The following is a 17,945-nucleotide window of genomic DNA, read 5'->3' as shown; positions in this document are numbered from 1 at the left end:
GATTTATTCGTTTACCCAGTTTAAGCGGTCCATTTGGTTATACGGCCATGGTGCTCCATTATTTTCAATATTGGACATCATATTGTTCAATTCTGTGGGTGCGGCAGATTGTTCCATGACTAAATAGCGCCGCATCTCAACAATAATAGATAAGGGATCTATGCTTATCGGACACGCCTGAACGCATGCGTTACAAGTTGTACAGGCCCATAGTTCTTCTTTTGAAATGTAGTCGTCCAGCAACTGTTTCCCGTCAGGAACAAATTCACCTTTATTGGCATCGATATTCTTACCCACTTCCTCTAGACGATCACGGGTATCCATCATAATTTTCCTGGGGGATAATTTCTTTCCTGTTTGGTTTGCAGGGCATTCTGATGTACACCTTCCACACTCCGTGCAGGTATATGCATTTAGCAACTGGACCCAGTTTAGGTCCATAACATCAGAAGCGCCAAATTTTTCTGGTTCTGGTGCATCATCCGCGGGTGCTGCATATGGGTCCGCGGAGGGATCCATCATCAATTTTACCTCATTGGTAACAGCTTCCAAGTTGTTAAATGCTCCTTGTGGCTTTAGTTTTCCATAATACGTATTTGGAAATGCCAGTAGAATATGAAGGTGTTTAGAGTAATAGAGATAATTCAAAAAGGCCAAAATTCCTAAGATATGTAACCACCAAGCTGTCCTTTCTACCAATACAAGTGATGAAATCGACATTCCATCAAAGAGTGGCATTAAAAATTGACTTATGGGAAAGGCTCCTGCTTTTGTGTAATGCGGCGCATTCAGCTGTTGTAACTGGAAATCAGTTGCATTCATTGTCAAAAACAGCAGCATCAGCACAAATTCTATATATAGGATAAGGTTTCCATCCTTTTTGGGCCAACCTTTCATCTCCGGTTTGATGAAACGCTGAAGTCTGATCAGGTTTCTTCTAATCCAAAAAACAACAACGGCGATAATTACCAAGAGTGCCAATATCTCAAAGGAACCTATCAAAAAATCATATAAAGCTCCTACCGGGGCAAATATGCGGTGCGTACCTAAAATACCATCTATAATGATTTCCAATACCTCAATATTGATGATGATAAATCCAACATAGACCAGAATGTGCATAATGCCTGCGACCGGTCTTACCACCATTTTGGTTTGGCCCAAAGCTATTCTGAACATATTTTTCCAACGTTGGGGTTTGTTGTCACTAACATCAATATCTTTTCCCAATTTGATGTTTCGAGACAACTTTTTTATGTTCTTGGTGAAGAAACCAACACCTATTATCAAGGCTATGGTAAAAAGAATATTGGGCAAATACTCCATATATTAATTCTGGTTTTGTTCAGCAGGGTCGTTTTCTGGAAGTTCGTAGTCTTTTTGCTTTTTTCCAAATACAGAAACATTCACATAGCGTTTTGGATTAAGCCTGAAATCTTGTAACAAAAGGTCCAGCTGTTTTGAAGCCTCGGTTAAATTTTCATAAAGTTTTTCATCATTCGCCAACTTACCCAAAGATCCTTCTCCTTGTTCAATTTTACCTAATACACCATTCAATCGGGTAACTGTTTTCTGAAAGTCAGCAACAGTTTTTGCCAAACCAGCATTCGCCAACGAATCTGAAAGCATAGAGAAGTTCGTCGTGATCTTGTCAACATTCTTCAACGAACGGTCCAATTGGCCTTTGTTGGCTTCCAATAGGATGTTCAACTTATCCGCACTGGATTTGAAAGAGCTTATCAGTGCATTCAGCCCCGCAATACTTTGTCTCAGTTCAACTCTTGTTCTATCATCAAGCACATCGTTAACATTAATTAGCAGCGAATCGGCATGAGAAACAGCCCCTTCAACTTTTAATTGAAGTGGTGTTAGTTTTTCTTGCACCAAAGCGGTAAGTCCAGGTTTGATACTCGATTTAAGTGTATCTCCTGTTTTGACCATTGCAGCGTTATCAAAAACCGGTATAATTTGAATACCCTTGCCTCCAATAATTCCCGTATCATAAATTTCAGCACTACTATTTACTGAGAAATTATACTTGTCGTCAATGGAAAGTTTTACTACGGATTGAAACTTATCATTCTTTATCTTAATCCCAATCACATTACCAACTACAACTCCATTGATGGTTACTTGTGTTCCGGATTGAATGCCCCCAACGTGGTCATAGACCGCGTGCAATGTCTTCGTATCTTCAAATAAGGAGGATGATTTTAGGTAACTTAATCCAAAGATAAATGCTACAATACCTGAGAGTACTATAATCCCAGTCTTGATTTCCCTTGATAGTTTCAAAAAATTTGGTTTACTGTTCCTAACAAAATTAGGAATATTTTTTACAAAGGACCTATGTAACGTATCCCTATTTAAGGACTTCTTTCAACGAAACACGAGTTCCATTTTTGTACGCAACGATGTAGGATGTGGTATATCCCTTGGCATCTGCTCTGGACTTTAGTCTCTTAGCAGCATCGTATGAGGTTGCATTCCCATACATATATCGATAAAGATTTTTATATGGTTCTTTGGATAAGACGTCGAGCCCTCGAAAGTTCTCTCCCCTTAGGGAAATATTCTTTGCGCTTGCCATCAACTGTACTTTAAAAACTACACCATTATTGGTAATGGGGTTTTTAGGTTCGGCTGCTTTTGTATCGGAAGACGCTTTGGCATTATCAGCAACTGCAGGCTTATCTTCCTTTTTAGGTGTCTGTTGCTCTTGTTTAGTAGTGGTATGCAACGCCCCGGAAGAATCTTCAATAACAACCGGTGTGTGATTGGCCTCAAACCCTTGTGCAATATCATTTTTATAGGTGATAATGGCATCTGCAATGGCTTTTCCCATTTCGCCCTGCCCTTTTGAGGAATTCAAATAGGAACCCTCGTTCTTGTTGGTCAAGAAACCGGCCTCTACCAATACACTGGGCATAAAGGTTTGATGAAGTACTATGAAACCAGCTTGTTTTACCTTTCTATCTTTTCTACGCAGTTTTTTGGTGAAATTATCCTGTAATTTCTTGCCTAACATAATACTATGCTCCAAAAATTCTTCTTGCATAATCGTAAGTCCGATTACAGATTCTGGAGAATTAATATCGTATTCGGCATATTTTTGCTCATAATTATCCTCTAAATAAATAACCGAGTTTTCCTTTTTGGCAACTTCAAAGTTTTGCTTATTCTTATGTAGTCCCAATACAAAAGTGCCTGCCCCATGTGCATCAGAACCATGGGAATCACAATGAACGGAGACGAAAAGGTCCGCATTGGACTGATTGGCTATTTCACCGCGTTTAAATAAGTCTACAAAGGAGTCATCCTTGCGTGTATAGATTACTTTTATACTTGGATCCTTCTCCAATTCTGCTCCTGCCTTGAGTACAATGGCAAGTGCAATGTTCTTTTCTAGATGACCATTTCCCAAGTTTCCAGGGTCATGGCCGCCATGACCAGCATCTAAAACCACCACAAATTTGTCTTTGGGAGGTATTTGGGTATCATTTTTGGTAAACGAAGTCAGGGGTAGGACTGCGATGATGAAAATTAAAAAACCTAACTGACTTTTTTTCATAAGAACTGTGTAATTATGGTATTCCTATAAGGTTAAAAATATTGTAATCCCCAATAATCGGAACAAAAAATATATGTAAGTTTGGTCCCAAAAACTGAGCCAAACTTCCACAAAAATAGGATTTATCGCGTTGCAAGCAAACAAACATCTTTTAGTATTCCTATTTATTCTACTTGGCGGTATGGCAAAACTTGCGGCCCAAGAGGATTTAATCAAGCCTTTGCCTCTTAAAGTGGTCCAAGATACCATTACAGCTCCGCTACTTCCTCCAAACATTCTAAATGACTCAATAGCCCGTGATTCTTCGCAAGTTGATTCTGTGCAGGGAAAACAACCATTGCTGCTTGATAAAATTAAATATAAAGCAAAAGATTACGTAAAACTAAGCCAAGGAGACAACAAGATTTATTTGTACAACGAGGCAGAAATTTATTATCAGGACACGGAACTGAAGGCTGGGGTCATTGTAATGGACTACATTAAGAATGAGGTGTATGCGGGTAGACTTAGGGATTCAACCGGAACGTATTCTCAGCTGCCCTTTTTCAAGCAGGGGGATAATGAAGTGCGTCCAGATTCCATCCGATTTAACTTCGATACACAAAAAGCCCTTATTTGGAACTCCCGAACAGAGCAACAAGCCGGACTGGGCCAGTTGGGTTCAGATGCTATGAAGGTGTATGCGGAGGTTACCAAAAAAGAGAATGATTCTGTCTATTTTTTAAGCGAAGGTAAGCTTACCACCTCCAAAGATACGGTCGACCCGGATTATTATATCAGAGTCCGTAAGGCCAAATTTGTACCAAAAAAGAAGATTATTGCAGGGTTCAGTAACATTTACATCGTGGATGTGCCGACACCCGTCGCCCTACCTTTTGCATATTTCCCACTTACAACGGGAAGAGTCGCTGGATTGTTGTTCCCAACTTTTGGTAATGACCCGCAACGAGGATATTTTTTGCAAAATGGAGGATATTATTTCCCGATTAGTGATTATGTGGATTTAAGTCTCACCGGAGATTTCTACACTAATGGTAGTTATGGGTTTCGAGGACAATCTATATACACCAAACGCTATAAGTTTCGGGGGAATATCAATTTTAACTATGAAAATTTAATACAAAGCCAGAAAGGTTTTGATGATTTTAGCAGAACAAGCAACTATAATATTCGAATACAGCATACCCAAGATCCAAAATCCAATCCAAATTCGCGTTTTTCGGCATCAGTAAACCTGGGTAGTAGTCAGTTCTTTACCAATTCCCTGAATCAGATAAACCGAAATAATTCCCAAACCAACACTTTTGCTTCGTCGATAAGTTATTCGAAGACCTTTCCAGAATATCCATCAGTAAATGCCAGTTTAACGCTGACGCACACCCAAAACTCACGTACGCAAGCCATACAAATGTCATTACCGACACTTCAAACAAGTATGGAACGGATTTTTCCATTTGCGAAAAGGGATGGAATAAAAAAGGGAATTATTCAAAACATCAATTTCCAATACGATTTAAACGCTCAAAACAGTATTACCACAACAGAAGAAGACTTTTTTACAAGTAAAATGTTCGAGGATGCTAGAATTGGTGCAAGACATAGAATTCCATTAAGCACGAACTTTAAGGTTGCAAAATACATGAGTGTCTCTTTAAGTGGTAGTTATGAGGATGTTTGGACTCTCGAAACTGTAAGTCGTAGGTTCGACGAGGAAGAACAGGCCGTTGTAACAGATACCATTCCTGGATTTGATCGCTTTAACCGATACAATTTAGGGGCCAGCATAGGAACTACCCTTTATGGAACCGTAAATTTTGGAGAAGATAGGAAGATACAGGCCATTAGACATGTGATGCGACCTTCCATAAGTTATTCATACGCTCCATCCTTTGAGCAGTTTTATGAGACCTATACGGATGGTGATGGTGATGATGTGCAATACACTCCTTTTGAAACCAGTATTTATGGACGGCCCTCATTGGGTAAAAGCAATTCGATAGGTTTTTCGCTACAAAACACGCTTGAGGCTAAAGTTCGTGACAAGGATTCCACCGCAACAGAGCCAAGAAAAGTCAGTATTTTGAGTAATCTTACCCTGAATGCCAGTTATAATTTTGAAGCAGATTCTTTAAAACTGAGTCCAATTAATCTCAGTGGTGCCACAGAAATTATTAAGAACGTGCCCATCAACTTTGCAGCGAGTTTTGATCCGTATGCCATTGATAACAATGGACGTCGAATAAACACATTTAATGTGAATAATGGTGGTGGACTGGTACGCCTGACATCGGCTCGATTAAATACCGGCTTTTCATTGAATAGTGATATGTTCAAGAAAGGAGGGCAGAAAAAAGACCAAGGCTCCGAGTCGAACAATCCAAACTATGGCGATAATCCATTCGAGCTTAGAGGAGCCAGGGACGATGAATCATTCTTTGACAGGGGAAGGGACAAAAAAGAAGATGAAGAGGTCGAAAGTGAACTCTACGCGAACAAGACGCCTTGGGACATGCGCCTAACCTATGTTGCATCCTATAACAACAATAACAGACAGCGGGAGATTACCAACCATTCCTTGATGTTTTCGGGCAATATACAATTGACTCCTAAATGGGAAGTTGGGTTTAACTCTGGATACGATTTAAAAAACAAGGGTTTTACCGATACACGATTTAATTTTAAAAGGGATTTGGATAGTTTCCGTCTCAGTTTCGATTGGACCCCTTTTGGTCGATTTGAGCGATGGTACTTTTTTATTGGGATAAAAAGCTCACTACTTAGCGACCTTAAATGGGAAAATCGAAGTCAACCCTTTAGAAGATAGTTTATTTAATACTTACCTTATCAGTATGAAAAAAATAATCAATACGCCAAAAGCTCCTGCACCGATTGGACCTTATAACCAAGCTGTACTTATCAAAGACACGCTTTACATTTCTGGACAGATTCCAATAGATCCTTCCACAGGTTCGCTGGTTGAGGGAGATATTAAAAAGGAAACCCAACAGTCCATGGAAAACTTAAAGGCGATTCTTGAAGAAGCTGGAATGAACTTTGAGAACGTAATAAAGACATCCATTTTCATTAAGGATATGCATCAGTTTTCTGAAATCAATGAAGTCTATGGCAGTTATTTTGATGCAGAAACAGCTCCAGCAAGAGAAACTGTAGAAGTAGCAAATCTTCCCAAGTTTGTCAACGTTGAGATTTCTATGATTGCGATTAAATAGTCTTTTTATGGAATTCGACCAATCCTTCTATCGGTCTTTGTCGAATCACACCTAAGATTAAATCATTGCGTTCTAGTACGGTAGCAAGTTCCTCCCTTAGAAAGTACGCAATACTGCCTACAAAACTTATTGGAACTTTTGTGGCCAGTTCAAACTGCATGATGTAGTTGTTTACAAACTGTTGTAAACCTTTATCTATAACACCTCTGCAATAAGGGTGTTCCTTATTTTCAATGATAAATCGGGCAAATGTGGCTAAATACGTATTTGGATTCGGTTGCTTGTATAGATGCTCTTTGATCACATCCGCTTCGAGGTTGTATTCCTTGGCGAATTTGATGCCCAAATCTTGTGGCATTTTGTGGAAGTAATAGTCACGGAGCAATTTCCTTCCGAAGAAATTACCGCTTCCATCATCCATCAAAATATAGCCCAATGAGGTTACTTTTTGAAACAATTGATGTCCGTCATAATAACTACAGTTGGATCCTGTTCCAAGAATACAAACGATTCCTTGATGACCGATTTGGGTAGTAGAATAAATAGCAGCAAAAGTGTCTTCCCTTACTTCCGCCTTCGCATTTGGAAAAAAGTCCTTAAAGATTTCCTTTAGAAACTTTTTCATGCGATCGGTACCACATCCGGCACCGTAAAAATATAACTGATTTACTTCATCCTTATTTTTTGAAAGCTCAAAATTGTTCGCAAGACGATCTTCGATGACCTCTCTTGTAAGCACCTCTGGACTTAATCCCAACGTTTGGGTAAGAAATAATTGATCTCCGTTATCATTAAGTGCAATCCAGTCAGATTTGGTCGCCCCACTGTCTACAATCAATATCATAAATCAGGTTTTAGGTTGGATCCTGGAGAGAAAGGGCTTCCTCTCCAGGATTTATTTGTAAGATACTAAATTATAGACTTGCTACGTGCTGTGCCAAGTCAACTAATTTGTTTGAATACCCTGTTTCATTATCATACCAAGAAACTATCTTGAAAAATTTGGAATTCAATTCCATTCCAGCTCCTGCATCAAATACGCTGGTTCTGGCCTCTCCAACAAAATCTTGAGAGACAACGGCTTCTTCTGTGTATCCTAAAATACCTTTCAAATCTCCTTCGGAAGCATCTTTGAAGGCCTTTTTAATTTCTTCGTATGAAGTTTCTTTTTCAAGTCTTACCGTTAAGTCAACTACGGAAACATCAGCAGTTGGAACCCTGAACGCCATCCCTGTAAGTTTTCCCAAAAGTTCTGGGATAACCTTGGTTACCGCTTTTGCAGCACCGGTTGATGCTGGAATAATATTCAATAGCGCACTACGTCCTCCCCTGTAATCTTTTCTTGATGGCCCGTCAACCGTCATTTGTGTCGCTGTTGTAGCATGAACCGTGGTCATAAGTCCTTCTTCAATACCGAATTTATCATTCAATACTTTAGCCACTGGAGCAAGGCAGTTGGTGGTACAAGAAGCATTTGAAACAATAGTATCAGATGCTTTTGCTTCATTATGGTTTACTCCCATTACAAACATTGGAGCATCTTTGGAAGGTGCTGAGATAACCACTTTTTTAGCACCACCGTCTATATGGTATTGGGCAGTCTCCAACGTAGTGAAGATTCCAGTACATTCTGCAACAATATCCGCTCCTACTTCATCCCACTTCAAATTCTTAGGATCACGCTCGGCTGAAATACGGACAGTTTTGCCGTTTACTACCAAATTCCCATCCTTGATCTCTACAGTTCCATTGAATCTTCCATGAACTGAGTCGTACTCCAAAAGATATTTCAGGTGCTCTACATCCAACAAATCGTTGATAGCTACCACATCCACGTCATCTCTCTCTACGGTGGCTCTAAACACCAATCTTCCTATTCTACCGAATCCGTTAATTCCTATTTTTAAATTTGACATTTTACTGTATTTAATTTTTGTTATGTTGTCATTATATCAGAAACTCGAATGAGCTCTTCATCCACTTCTGTATGTGCTTTAATTGCTTCGCTTATAGGTGTGAGAATAAGGTTATTGTCACGAATACCCACCATATAATTAGATTTTCCTTCCAAGAGACTTTCTACTGCTTTTACGCCCATTCTGCTGGCCAACACCCTGTCAAAACACGTCGGGTTTCCACCTCTTTGCATATGCCCAAGTACGGATACCCTGACATCGTAGATTGGCAGGTGTTCCTCGACATATTCTTTAAGTTCAAAAACATTCTTTCCTATTTTATCGCCTTCGGCGACAATCACAATACTAGATGACTTCCCTGATTTCTTGCTTCGCTTAAGTGAATCAAGAAGTCTTTCGAGTCCCAAGTTCTGTTCAGGTATAAGAATCTCTTCAGCTCCAGCTCCAACCCCAGCATTTAACGCAATATGGCCAACATCCCGGCCCATCACTTCTACGAAGAAAAGTCGATTATGTGAGCTAGCTGTATCCCTAATCTTATCGATTACCTCAACAACGGTATTAATCGCTGTATCAAAACCAATGGTATAGGTGGATCCCAAAATATCATTATCAATGGTCCCAGGAATACCCATTATTGGGAAGTTGTATTCTTCGTTGAATAATAGGGCGCCGGTAAAGCTTCCATTTCCTCCGATGACTACAAAAGCATCAATGCCTTCCTTCAACAATTGCTCATGCGCCTTAGCTCTACCCTCTTTGGTTCGAAACTCTTCGCAACGAGCGGATTTCAAGATTGTTCCACCCTTATTTATAATATTGTTTACACTACGTGCATCCAAGGTTTTAAAGTCTCCTTCAATCATTCCTTGATACCCTCTGTAGATACCAATACATTCAATATTTAAATAGGCACAAGTACGCACAACAGAGCGAATTCCCGCATTCATTCCAGGGGAATCTCCTCCTGATGTAAACACCCCTATTTTCTTAATTTCTTTCGCCATTCAAAATTTTAAGAGCCCAAAACTAGGAAACTTTATTTAATTATTGAATGACTTATTAAGTAATTTGTTTTCAAGGTGTTTCGCAAACGTTTTCGTAAAAAATATGTAGAAAAATTGTGAAAATCACAATGTTGAAAAGCCTATTTTTTGATGGTATTTTTCTTTGGGATAAATCGAATCAAACTATCTTTTCCCATAATTTCGGTGGATTGTTCCGGCTCAGGTAAGGCTTTTTCTTTTTTCTTTTTTCTGAATACTCTTTGCATCAATTCTTTAAAGCTATTAAAATCAACCTGGTACGATAAACCTACTCCCTGGGTGTATCCTTGTCTCTCAGCTAAAAATTGCTGGATTTGGTTCTCACGGTTAAATATTTTAGCACTAAGTGTACCTTCTTCATTCAATAAAACCTGAACTTCTACATCCCCAGCCACTACAGTTTCAGAAACTCCACCTACCGGAACCCCTACTCTACCATTGACCAAAACCCGATCCGAGATTTGGGTAGAAACAGTTACCCCTATTCTATCTTCGGTTAAAATTTCGGCATTAGGGTCGTTATAGCCTTGCTCATAGGAAACGCCTAGGTTGAACTTATCGTTTTCTCCTGCCAAAATTTGATTTAATAGACTAGAGGCTGTTTGAATCAGGTTACCGGTCACTGCTTGTTGGTTGATTCCCGTTTGCTCGTTTACAAAAGTTCCTTGAGCCAACAAGAAAAAGGCATTTCTTTCTTTTATGGTAGGATCTTGAAGCCTGTACTCTATTTCCGATTGAATTACTGAATTGGCTCCCGGAAAATCAATATCAAAATTGATGGTGGGACTTTCCAACTCCCCATCAAGTCGCACCACAACTTCAGTGGGTATTCTTCCGGTGTAACCTTGATTATCTAAAAGCGGTGCAGGGTTGGCATTCAATGCATAAACAGCTTCAAGATTTAGCTGTGCAGCCAATGGGTCCCTTTCCCAAAGAATAGTACCTCCTGGACGCACTTGGAATTTCTTATCGATTACACCTCCGAACCTATAATTATATTCTCCAGTAACGGCGACAAACTCTCCGTACATATTAAACTTACCATTTGTATTGATCTCAATCAAAAGAATTCCTTCTCCCGTTCCTTTTAGGGAGCTGCCTGTATTCTGATCTACAACAATCTCTACTTCGGCATCTGGCGTAACAACAAGGTCAAAGGCCATTTCTAAACCTTGATAATCTTGAAGTACTCGTTCTTCATTAAACGATTCTGAGGTCCCTTTTTCAATAAAGTTGATGAAAGAATAATCTCCAATACTGGTGACATCACTTAACGGGATTTTAAGCGCAGTGCCTTGAGCAGTGGACGCATCCACAGATATATTAAGGGCATCAGTAGGCCCATAAATACTTCCTGTTCCATTTATAAAACCTGTACCATAATACAATGCCTCCTCATCAAACCCGGTATTCAAAATCATGAAACGGTCATTCTTGGTATCCACATCCAGGTCCAATGACCAATCACCAAACCCAGTATGATTTATGGTTCCATCCAAAGTGGCTGTAGTATTTTCTACAACGTCTGATAGCTCTATATTCTCAAAGTAAAATGTTTGATCAAAAAGACGCACTCTCGAATATGGTGCAAAATCATAATCCACATTTAGATATGGGATGCCAATCCCAGCATTATTTAAAGTCAGACTCCCGTTTATGGACGGATTATTCACCGGCCCGGTAATTTTGGCAAATCCACCCAAACTACCCCGGATATTGGAAATAACATCTTCTCCCAATGGACTAAAAGGTTCTAAATCGAAATCAGTAAAGTTAACTGCCAAATCAAGCTCACGTTTGTTGTTGATATTGGTCACCTTTCCATTAATGCTCATTTTTTCGAGCCCATTTTGATTCAACCAAGTACTTACCCCAAACTGTGATAGATCATTGTTTCCAAATATTCCAATTTCCAAATCCCCTAATCGTCTGTTATTTACACTAAAATCTGAAACGTTCAAACTTGAGGTGGGCAGATATTTTCCATCTTTCTGAAGTATATTGAGAAAACCATCGACTGACCCATCCAACTTCAAACTATCGATCACTGGAGTAATTTTATTCAAGGAAACAATCTTGAACTGTAGATCTAAGTCTTTGTACGTCGAGTCGGCCAACTCTCCACGTAATCGAATTTGTTCTCGGTTTTCGTTGTCCATTACAACATCTTCGATTCGAATACTATCCAAGGTTCTATTGATGATAACCTTGTTCTTGTTGTTGGCGTCCTTGTTTAAAACCCAGGTATTTCCTTTAAAATTGATATCGGATTTTTTCAATCCTATTACCGATTTGTTCTCTTTATTGAACGTATGGTAGAAGTTTAGGTTGTATTTGTCATCATAACCTAGACCTCCTTTGAACTCCGTTCTAAAGAAAAGTGTATCCTTTAGCGTAGTGTTGATGAGGTTAAAGTCTTTTACATCATAATAGATGGTTGACATGTCCTCCACCGAAACGAAGGTGTTAAACAGGGGGTTCTTATTGTCAATTTTGAGTTCAATATTATCAAACTCGTTTCCATACGCAGCAATACTTGGGGATTTGAATGTGAGTTTAAAGTCTCCTTCGTCAGAGACGATATTGCCCCGAATGAAAGTGTTGGGACCAAAGATTACCTCTGGGAAGAAAACATCTACAATCTTATTGTAAATTTTAAAGTTGAAGTTCAATTCCTGGCCTTCTGAAATTTCGAAGGGTTTGTAATTAGTGTATATGCTTCCCACTGAATTTTGAACCAAACGGCCAAGTTCGTTCACCTTGAATTTTCCCTTGGCAAATCCCGTGATAATATCGGGGGAGTTTATCTCGACAGTTCTAACGGTATCCTGGTCGAATGAGGAAGCCACCGCGAAATCTTCAAAATAATAGGTCTGATTCTTGTTTTGATAGGTGGTATTCGAAAATCTGACTTGCCCTATTATATTGTCCAAAGTGCTTCCTTCAATATCCATGTTCAAATTCCCTTTAAAGATGGAAACACTATCATTAATAAAATTGAGTCGTTTTAAGTCGGCATGGTCCACCGACGCTATAAAGTTGAATTTGTTCTCGTCCGCTCCAAAATCGGCCAATCCTTTAAAATCAAACTTAAAGTTCTCATCTCCACTTACAAGAGAACCATCGAAAAGTTGATCTTTAAGAATTCCAGAAACCCGAAGGTTATTGTATTCATAATTATTGTATTCCAATTTGTATACCTCCCCGATTACTTCAGTGTTCAAATATTCTGAGATAAACCCTTTTCCTTCCACGTTTACATCCAAGGTGGCCAATCCCAATTGTTCGTACTCAACAAAATTTCCAAGATTGAAATCGATAAGTGAGATAAAACCGATATAAGAGGCATCGTCAATAGTATGAATATTGGTCATTTGAAGGTCAGTATAGCTACTTCCGATATCGGTATTCAAATTGATTTGCACATCTAATGATGTTTCAGTTACTTCAGCATCTCCGCGGATGGTAAATTGACCTAATTTTTGAAAGGAGGATGGTATGTTCTTACCCAAAATATTGGGCAATATTGATCTAAGTTGATAATAACTTGAGGTCAGATTCTTCATATCGGCCCTCATAATGAAAGGAGCTTCTTTGCTCAACATATTGTAAAACTCAAAATCTCCGCGAATTCCCGTGTTTTCCGATTGTATAAAAAGGTCGGTTACTTTAAGCTGATTCAGCACTCCGTTAAAGCTACCGGAGAGCGAAACCTGTTTGTTCTTCCCGAATTCGTTGTAAAAACTGTTCACTTCATTCATCGCAATGATAGATTCATCAAAATCTGCCTCAATCTGCACTCTATCTACAAACTCCGCTAAGTCTTCCCGGTTGTAGTTAAAGGTCATATCTCCCTTCAATTCAGATTCTTTGGTCCTTATTCGCAAAGAATCAAACCGCATTTGTGTCTTGGTATACTTAAAATTGGTGGCGAGTTGTTCCAAGGCAATGCCCCTTTTACTCATTAAGGAGAGGTCTTCAATATTCAAAGAAACATCCGGCCCTAAAATCTGAAAATCACTGGCCTGGACTTTCATATTGGTGAAGTTCAGGGTTTCTTCATTTTCTAAATTTTCATCTGAAAGCCGAAACCTTCCTTCGGAAATCTGTATTTCATCCGAAGACATAAAAAATGGAGGTGTGCCTGGTGCCCGTGGTTTACCATCATCCAATTTGTCGACAAAGACATCAAGATTTGTGTCACGTTCTCCTATGTAGGTTTTCAAATTAAAGAACAACCCCTCAACATCAATATCTCCAAATTCCATCTTTCCATTCACCATATTCCGAATGTTCAAAATAGAAGTGGAAAGTTTACGGATATATACTAGCGTATCCTTTTTATAATCTTCCACATAAATACCTTTAATCCCTGCATTTAGATTAAAGAGAGAAAGTCCTAAACGGTTTATTTGAATATTTGTTCCGAATTCTTCGTTCAGGGATTTCGTGGCATACTTGGCCATTTTTGTTTGAACAGCCGGAATGGAAAGAATCAGCGAACCTAGGACCATTATCAGCAGAATTGCCAATAGTATACGAAGCAGTATTTTCCTAAGTTTTCTGATAGGGCTTTATGTTTTACCTTTGCTCGACCAATTTTTGTTCCAAAATCAGTGGCAATCGAAAAAAATTACATTCTTGCAATAGAATCTTCTTGTGACGATACTTCTGCAGCAGTTTTATGCAATACAAAAGTATTGAGTAATGTTGTGGCAACACAAGAAATACACAAGCAATATGGAGGTGTTGTCCCAGAATTGGCATCTAGGGCACATCAACAAAATATTGTTCCGGTAGTACATCAAGCCTTGGCCAAGGCAAATATCGATAAAAAACAACTATCGGCCATAGCTTTCACCAGAGGTCCTGGGCTCATGGGATCCTTGTTGGTAGGAACGTCTTTTGCCAAATCCTTGGCTTTGGGACTAGATATTCCCTTAATAGAGGTAAATCACATGGAAGCCCACATTTTAGCCCACTTTATTGAGGATGAGACCATGACAGCTCCTAAATTTCCATTTTTGGCATTGACCATTAGTGGGGGCCATACCCAAATCGTGCGAGTTAATGGCTATTTTGATATGGAGGTTCTTGGCGAAACCTTAGATGATGCCGTAGGCGAGGCATTTGATAAAAGTGCCAAACTTATGGGACTGCCTTATCCTGGTGGCCCATTGGTGGATAAATATGCTCGGGAGGGAAATCCAAAAGCGTTTCCTTTTCCAAAACCCAAGGTAGATGGTCTAAACTTCAGTTTTAGCGGATTAAAAACCAGTATCCTTTATTTCATTCAAAGGGAAACCAGAAAAAATCCAGACTTTGTATCAGAAAACATTAAAGACATTTGTGCTTCGGTTCAGTATACCATTTTGGAAATTTTGATGGATAAGCTAAAACTTGCCATACAACAAACCGGTATAAAACAAGTAGCTATTGGCGGTGGTGTCGCCGCAAATTCTGGAATTAGAGCACGACTTAAGGAGGCTGAAGAAAAAATGGGTTGGACAACTTACATTCCTAAATTTTCATATTGCACCGACAATGCTGGAATGATCGGTATTGTTGGGTATTTAAAGTTCCTTGATGGACAATTCACAGACCAAAAGGTTGCGGCAAAGGCACGTTATACCATTGGAAATTGATTTTTGAACCTTAACCTTTAAATTTGGAGTATGGCATATGACGAAGAGTTAGCGAAAAGAATCCGTAGCTCGGCTTCACTTTTTCCAGAAGAATTTACCGAAAAGAAAATGTTCGGAGGTGTGGCCTTTCTGTATCAAGGAAAAATGACCGTTGGGCCTGTTAAAAACGATTTGATGGTCCGTGTAATCCATTCCAAAATGGAAAAGGTATTACAGCAAGAATTTGTAAGGCCTATGGATTTTACCGGAAAACCAATGAAAGAATTCATTTTCGTGTCGCCCGAAGGTTTCAAGACAGAAGAGCAACTTCATCAATGGATGGAACTGGGTCTGGAGCATGCAAAAAGTAAATTGAAATAAATGCAACTTTTCTACAATCCTACACTCGATAATAGTTTTAAGCAATTTTTCTTTTCAGCAGAAGAAAGCAAACACATTCTAAAGGTTCTTCGAAAGAAAGAAGGTGATATTTTGCATATCACAAATGGAAGGGGTTATCTTTTTGAAGCAAAAATTCTTGAAGCGGACCTTAAAAAATGTAAAGTCCAGATTATTTCTGAAGATAAGAGCGTTCCTAAACGCTATAAGCTGCATTTGGCCGTGGCACCAACTAAAATGAATGACCGTTATGAATGGTTTTTGGAAAAAGCTACAGAAATCGGTGTGGACGAAATAACTCCAATAATTTGCGAACGTTCCGAAAGAAAAACGATTAAAATGGAACGAATGGAACGTATCGTCCAATCAGCGATGAAACAGTCTCTACAAACTTTTTTGCCAAAATTGAATCCGCCAATTGCCTACAAGGACTTTCTTAATGAAGAAGTCAAAGGTTTAAAATTCATCGCACACTGCGATGAGGGCGAAAAAATGGAATTGAAAAGGCGCATAGCCGCTGATAAAGACATTACTATACTAATAGGACCCGAAGGAGATTTTAGCGTTCCTGAAATCACTGGTGCAATAGAAAAAGGTTTTGTTCCTGTTGCATTGGGCAATACCCGTTTAAGAACAGAAACCGCTGCCATAGTAGCCTGTTCTGTGGTTTCCATTATCAACAATTAAAGCTTCATAGAGGCTTTTGCAGCAGCGGTAACATCAAGGTTATCAGCCTCAACAAGCAGAATTAAGGTCAAATCTTCGCCCCTCGATGCAATGCTTGGTATGGAGATAGAGGACTTTCCCCTTGATGATTGTAAGGGAATATATTTTTCTGCAATTACGATGTTACTGTTCTTTAAGGTTCTGTTCCTATTTTCACCTTTTTTAACCGAAGTTGTTCGTTCATCCAAAACCAAAACAGCCCTAAGCTGTCTTCCTTTAATATCGCCTTCCAGGTTAAAATCGAATGAAATGCCAAAGTCTGATTTCACAATACCATCGAGTGTTATATTGTTGGTAGTTTTTCTGTCTTTATACGTTGTGATTTTGGAAGTTAGTTTTGCAGCATTGGATCCTACAAAATGTTCCCTGCCATTTACGACCAGCTGTGGAGTATAGTTACTTCTATATCGAAACTTCTGATTGTACTCCCTTTGTTTTTTCGTATAAGTGGATTTGCTAAACGGATCTTCCCATCCGATATAATTCCAATAATCTACATGGTATGATAGCGCGAAGACATCCTCTGGATGCTGCTTTTTTACCTTATCCAATAAAATGTCAGCGGGAGGACAACTCGAACAACCTTGAGATGTGAAAAGTTCCAATACCACCACTGGTTCATAGACCTCATTTTCCACTTTTGTTTCTATCACTGCCCTATCCTCTACCCTTGCCGCATAAAGTGCAATTAGGGACATTCCAAAAAATGCAAATGATGGGATTAAGATTTTTTTAAGCATGAATACTGTACTTTTGATTACTTACTTATTCGGACCTATATGAGACAACTTACCGTTTTAAGCTGTTTTTTAACTTTTTTTGTGATTGTTACCTGTCAAGCCCAGCAAATTGCCATTTTAAAATATGGAGGTGGTGGTGATTGGTACTCCAATCCTACTGCTTTGCCCAACCTAATAACTTTTTGTAATAGTAATATTGGTACCAAGATTGATGAGAAGCCGGAAACCGTGGAGGTGGGCAGCGTGTCTATTTTTCAATATCCATATCTACATATGACAGGTCACGGTAATGTGTTTTTTTCAGATGAAGAGGCTGAAAATTTAAGGACTTATTTGCTTTCAGGTGGTTTTTTGCATATTGATGATAATTATGGGATGGAGCCATACCTCATAAGGGAACTGGAAAAAGTCTTCCCCGAAAAACAGTTGGAGGAACTTGGAGCAGATCACCCAATTTTCAATCAGCAGTTTTCCTTTCCCGAAGGTTTGCCAAAAATTCATGAACATGATGGGAAAAGACCCCAGGCCTTAGGAATTTTTGATAATGGTAGATTGTTGTTATTGTTTACATTTGAAAGTGACCTTGGAGATGGCTGGGAAGATCCATCCGTTCACAACGACCCCGAAGATATCAGATTAAAAGCATTACAAATGGGCGCCAACATTTTGGAATACGCCTTTAAAAGTTAACGT

The 17,945-nt window shown here is 39.1% G+C and carries 14 protein-coding genes; 6 read left to right on the top strand and 8 right to left on the bottom strand.

What is annotated here, in order from left to right:
• Nucleotides 1–3 precede the first annotated feature (3 nt).
• The 3 genes from ACOKFG_RS10075 to ACOKFG_RS10065 form a co-directional block, all read right to left on the bottom strand.
• Nucleotides 4–1,326: a 4Fe-4S dicluster domain-containing protein gene (locus ACOKFG_RS10075; RefSeq protein ID WP_422861174.1), complete on the bottom strand. Its 1,323-nt coding sequence runs from the start codon at nucleotides 1,324–1,326 to the stop codon at nucleotides 4–6.
• Nucleotides 1,327–1,329: 3 nt separating this feature from the next.
• Entirely contained in the window at nucleotides 1,330–2,295 is a 966-nt protein-coding gene (locus ACOKFG_RS10070; protein ID WP_422861173.1) for an MlaD family protein, read from the bottom strand.
• Between the two features lie 67 nt (nucleotides 2,296–2,362).
• Entirely contained in the window at nucleotides 2,363–3,571 is a 1,209-nt protein-coding gene (locus tag ACOKFG_RS10065; protein WP_422861172.1) for an N-acetylmuramoyl-L-alanine amidase family protein, read from the bottom strand.
• 181 nt (nucleotides 3,572–3,752) lie between these two features.
• Between ACOKFG_RS10065 and ACOKFG_RS10060 the strand changes: the two genes are divergently transcribed.
• Together ACOKFG_RS10060 and ACOKFG_RS10055 are read left to right on the top strand one after the other, a co-directional pair.
• Nucleotides 3,753–6,395 (top strand): putative LPS assembly protein LptD, encoded by a 2,643-nt coding sequence (locus ACOKFG_RS10060; RefSeq protein ID WP_422861171.1) that lies wholly within the window; start codon nucleotides 3,753–3,755, stop codon nucleotides 6,393–6,395.
• 25 nt (nucleotides 6,396–6,420) lie between these two features.
• On the top strand, nucleotides 6,421–6,801 hold the full coding sequence (locus ACOKFG_RS10055; protein ID WP_298793835.1) for a RidA family protein: 381 nt from the start codon (nucleotides 6,421–6,423) through the stop codon (nucleotides 6,799–6,801).
• Here ACOKFG_RS10055 and ACOKFG_RS10050 read toward each other — a convergent pair.
• From ACOKFG_RS10050 to ACOKFG_RS10035, 4 genes are all read right to left on the bottom strand, one after another.
• On the bottom strand, nucleotides 6,794–7,645 hold the full coding sequence (locus tag ACOKFG_RS10050; protein WP_422861170.1) for an N-acetylglucosamine kinase: 852 nt from the start codon (nucleotides 7,643–7,645) through the stop codon (nucleotides 6,794–6,796). The two genes, ACOKFG_RS10055 and ACOKFG_RS10050, sit on opposite strands and share 8 nt — an antisense overlap.
• A gap of 70 nt (nucleotides 7,646–7,715) precedes the next feature.
• Nucleotides 7,716–8,717 carry a type I glyceraldehyde-3-phosphate dehydrogenase gene (gap, locus tag ACOKFG_RS10045; protein WP_298793833.1) on the bottom strand — a complete coding sequence of 334 codons (1,002 nt, stop codon included), beginning with the start codon at nucleotides 8,715–8,717 and terminating at the stop codon, nucleotides 7,716–7,718.
• A gap of 20 nt (nucleotides 8,718–8,737) precedes the next feature.
• Nucleotides 8,738–9,724, bottom strand: coding sequence for a 6-phosphofructokinase (gene pfkA / locus ACOKFG_RS10040; RefSeq protein WP_298793832.1), 987 nt, complete (start codon nucleotides 9,722–9,724; stop codon nucleotides 8,738–8,740).
• A gap of 140 nt (nucleotides 9,725–9,864) precedes the next feature.
• Nucleotides 9,865–14,277: a translocation/assembly module TamB domain-containing protein gene (locus ACOKFG_RS10035; protein ID WP_422861169.1), complete on the bottom strand. Its 4,413-nt coding sequence runs from the start codon at nucleotides 14,275–14,277 to the stop codon at nucleotides 9,865–9,867.
• Nucleotides 14,278–14,379: 102 nt separating this feature from the next.
• Here ACOKFG_RS10035 and tsaD point away from each other — a divergent pair, with 102 nt between their 5' ends.
• From tsaD to ACOKFG_RS10020, 3 genes are read left to right on the top strand one after another with little or no spacing between them, the layout of a single operon-like run.
• Nucleotides 14,380–15,408, top strand: a complete 1,029-nt coding sequence (gene tsaD / locus ACOKFG_RS10030; RefSeq protein ID WP_298793830.1) for a tRNA (adenosine(37)-N6)-threonylcarbamoyltransferase complex transferase subunit TsaD — start codon at nucleotides 14,380–14,382, stop codon at nucleotides 15,406–15,408.
• A 30-nt stretch (nucleotides 15,409–15,438) separates the two neighbouring features.
• Nucleotides 15,439–15,768 carry a TfoX/Sxy family protein gene (locus tag ACOKFG_RS10025; protein ID WP_299484952.1) on the top strand — a complete coding sequence of 110 codons (330 nt, stop codon included), beginning with the start codon at nucleotides 15,439–15,441 and terminating at the stop codon, nucleotides 15,766–15,768.
• Nucleotides 15,769–16,473: a 16S rRNA (uracil(1498)-N(3))-methyltransferase gene (locus ACOKFG_RS10020; protein WP_299484949.1), complete on the top strand. Its 705-nt coding sequence runs from the start codon at nucleotides 15,769–15,771 to the stop codon at nucleotides 16,471–16,473. It begins immediately after the preceding gene.
• Here ACOKFG_RS10020 and ACOKFG_RS10015 read toward each other — a convergent pair.
• Nucleotides 16,470–17,252, bottom strand: coding sequence for a DUF1223 domain-containing protein (locus tag ACOKFG_RS10015; RefSeq protein WP_422861168.1), 783 nt, complete (start codon nucleotides 17,250–17,252; stop codon nucleotides 16,470–16,472). The two genes, ACOKFG_RS10020 and ACOKFG_RS10015, sit on opposite strands and share 4 nt — an antisense overlap.
• 39 nt (nucleotides 17,253–17,291) lie before the next feature.
• On the opposite strand from ACOKFG_RS10015, the gene ACOKFG_RS10010 reads away from it, so the two are divergent.
• Nucleotides 17,292–17,942 (top strand): DUF4159 domain-containing protein, encoded by a 651-nt coding sequence (locus tag ACOKFG_RS10010; RefSeq protein WP_299484945.1) that lies wholly within the window; start codon nucleotides 17,292–17,294, stop codon nucleotides 17,940–17,942.
• The last annotated feature ends 3 nt before the right edge of the window (nucleotides 17,943–17,945 follow it).

Source organism: Flagellimonas rhodophyticola, assembly GCF_049332665.1.
GTDB lineage: Bacteria > Bacteroidota > Bacteroidia > Flavobacteriales > Flavobacteriaceae > Flagellimonas.
The sequence above is the reverse complement of the archived record's forward strand: the minus strand, read 5'-3'. Positions and strand labels throughout refer to the sequence as shown.

Excerpts from the sequence above, each read along its gene's own strand:
- pfkA (WP_298793832.1), bottom strand. The coding sequence starts at position 9,724 with ATGGCGAAAGAAATTAAGAAAATAGGGGTGTTTACATCAGGAGGAGAT.
- ACOKFG_RS10060 (WP_422861171.1), top strand. The coding sequence starts at position 3,753 with ATGGCAAAACTTGCGGCCCAAGAGGATTTAATCAAGCCTTTGCCTCTT.
- ACOKFG_RS10035 (WP_422861169.1), bottom strand. The coding sequence starts at position 14,277 with ATGGTCCTAGGTTCGCTGATTCTTTCCATTCCGGCTGTTCAAACAAAA.
- ACOKFG_RS10050 (WP_422861170.1), bottom strand. The coding sequence starts at position 7,645 with ATGATATTGATTGTAGACAGTGGGGCGACCAAATCTGACTGGATTGCA.
- ACOKFG_RS10010 (WP_299484945.1), top strand. The coding sequence starts at position 17,292 with ATGAGACAACTTACCGTTTTAAGCTGTTTTTTAACTTTTTTTGTGATT.
- ACOKFG_RS10065 (WP_422861172.1), bottom strand. The coding sequence starts at position 3,571 with ATGAAAAAAAGTCAGTTAGGTTTTTTAATTTTCATCATCGCAGTCCTA.
- ACOKFG_RS10025 (WP_299484952.1), top strand. The coding sequence starts at position 15,439 with ATGGCATATGACGAAGAGTTAGCGAAAAGAATCCGTAGCTCGGCTTCA.
- ACOKFG_RS10075 (WP_422861174.1), bottom strand. The coding sequence starts at position 1,326 with ATGGAGTATTTGCCCAATATTCTTTTTACCATAGCCTTGATAATAGGT.
- ACOKFG_RS10055 (WP_298793835.1), top strand. The coding sequence starts at position 6,421 with ATGAAAAAAATAATCAATACGCCAAAAGCTCCTGCACCGATTGGACCT.
- gap (WP_298793833.1), bottom strand. The coding sequence starts at position 8,717 with ATGTCAAATTTAAAAATAGGAATTAACGGATTCGGTAGAATAGGAAGA.
- ACOKFG_RS10015 (WP_422861168.1), bottom strand. The coding sequence starts at position 17,252 with ATGCTTAAAAAAATCTTAATCCCATCATTTGCATTTTTTGGAATGTCC.
- ACOKFG_RS10020 (WP_299484949.1), top strand. The coding sequence starts at position 15,769 with ATGCAACTTTTCTACAATCCTACACTCGATAATAGTTTTAAGCAATTT.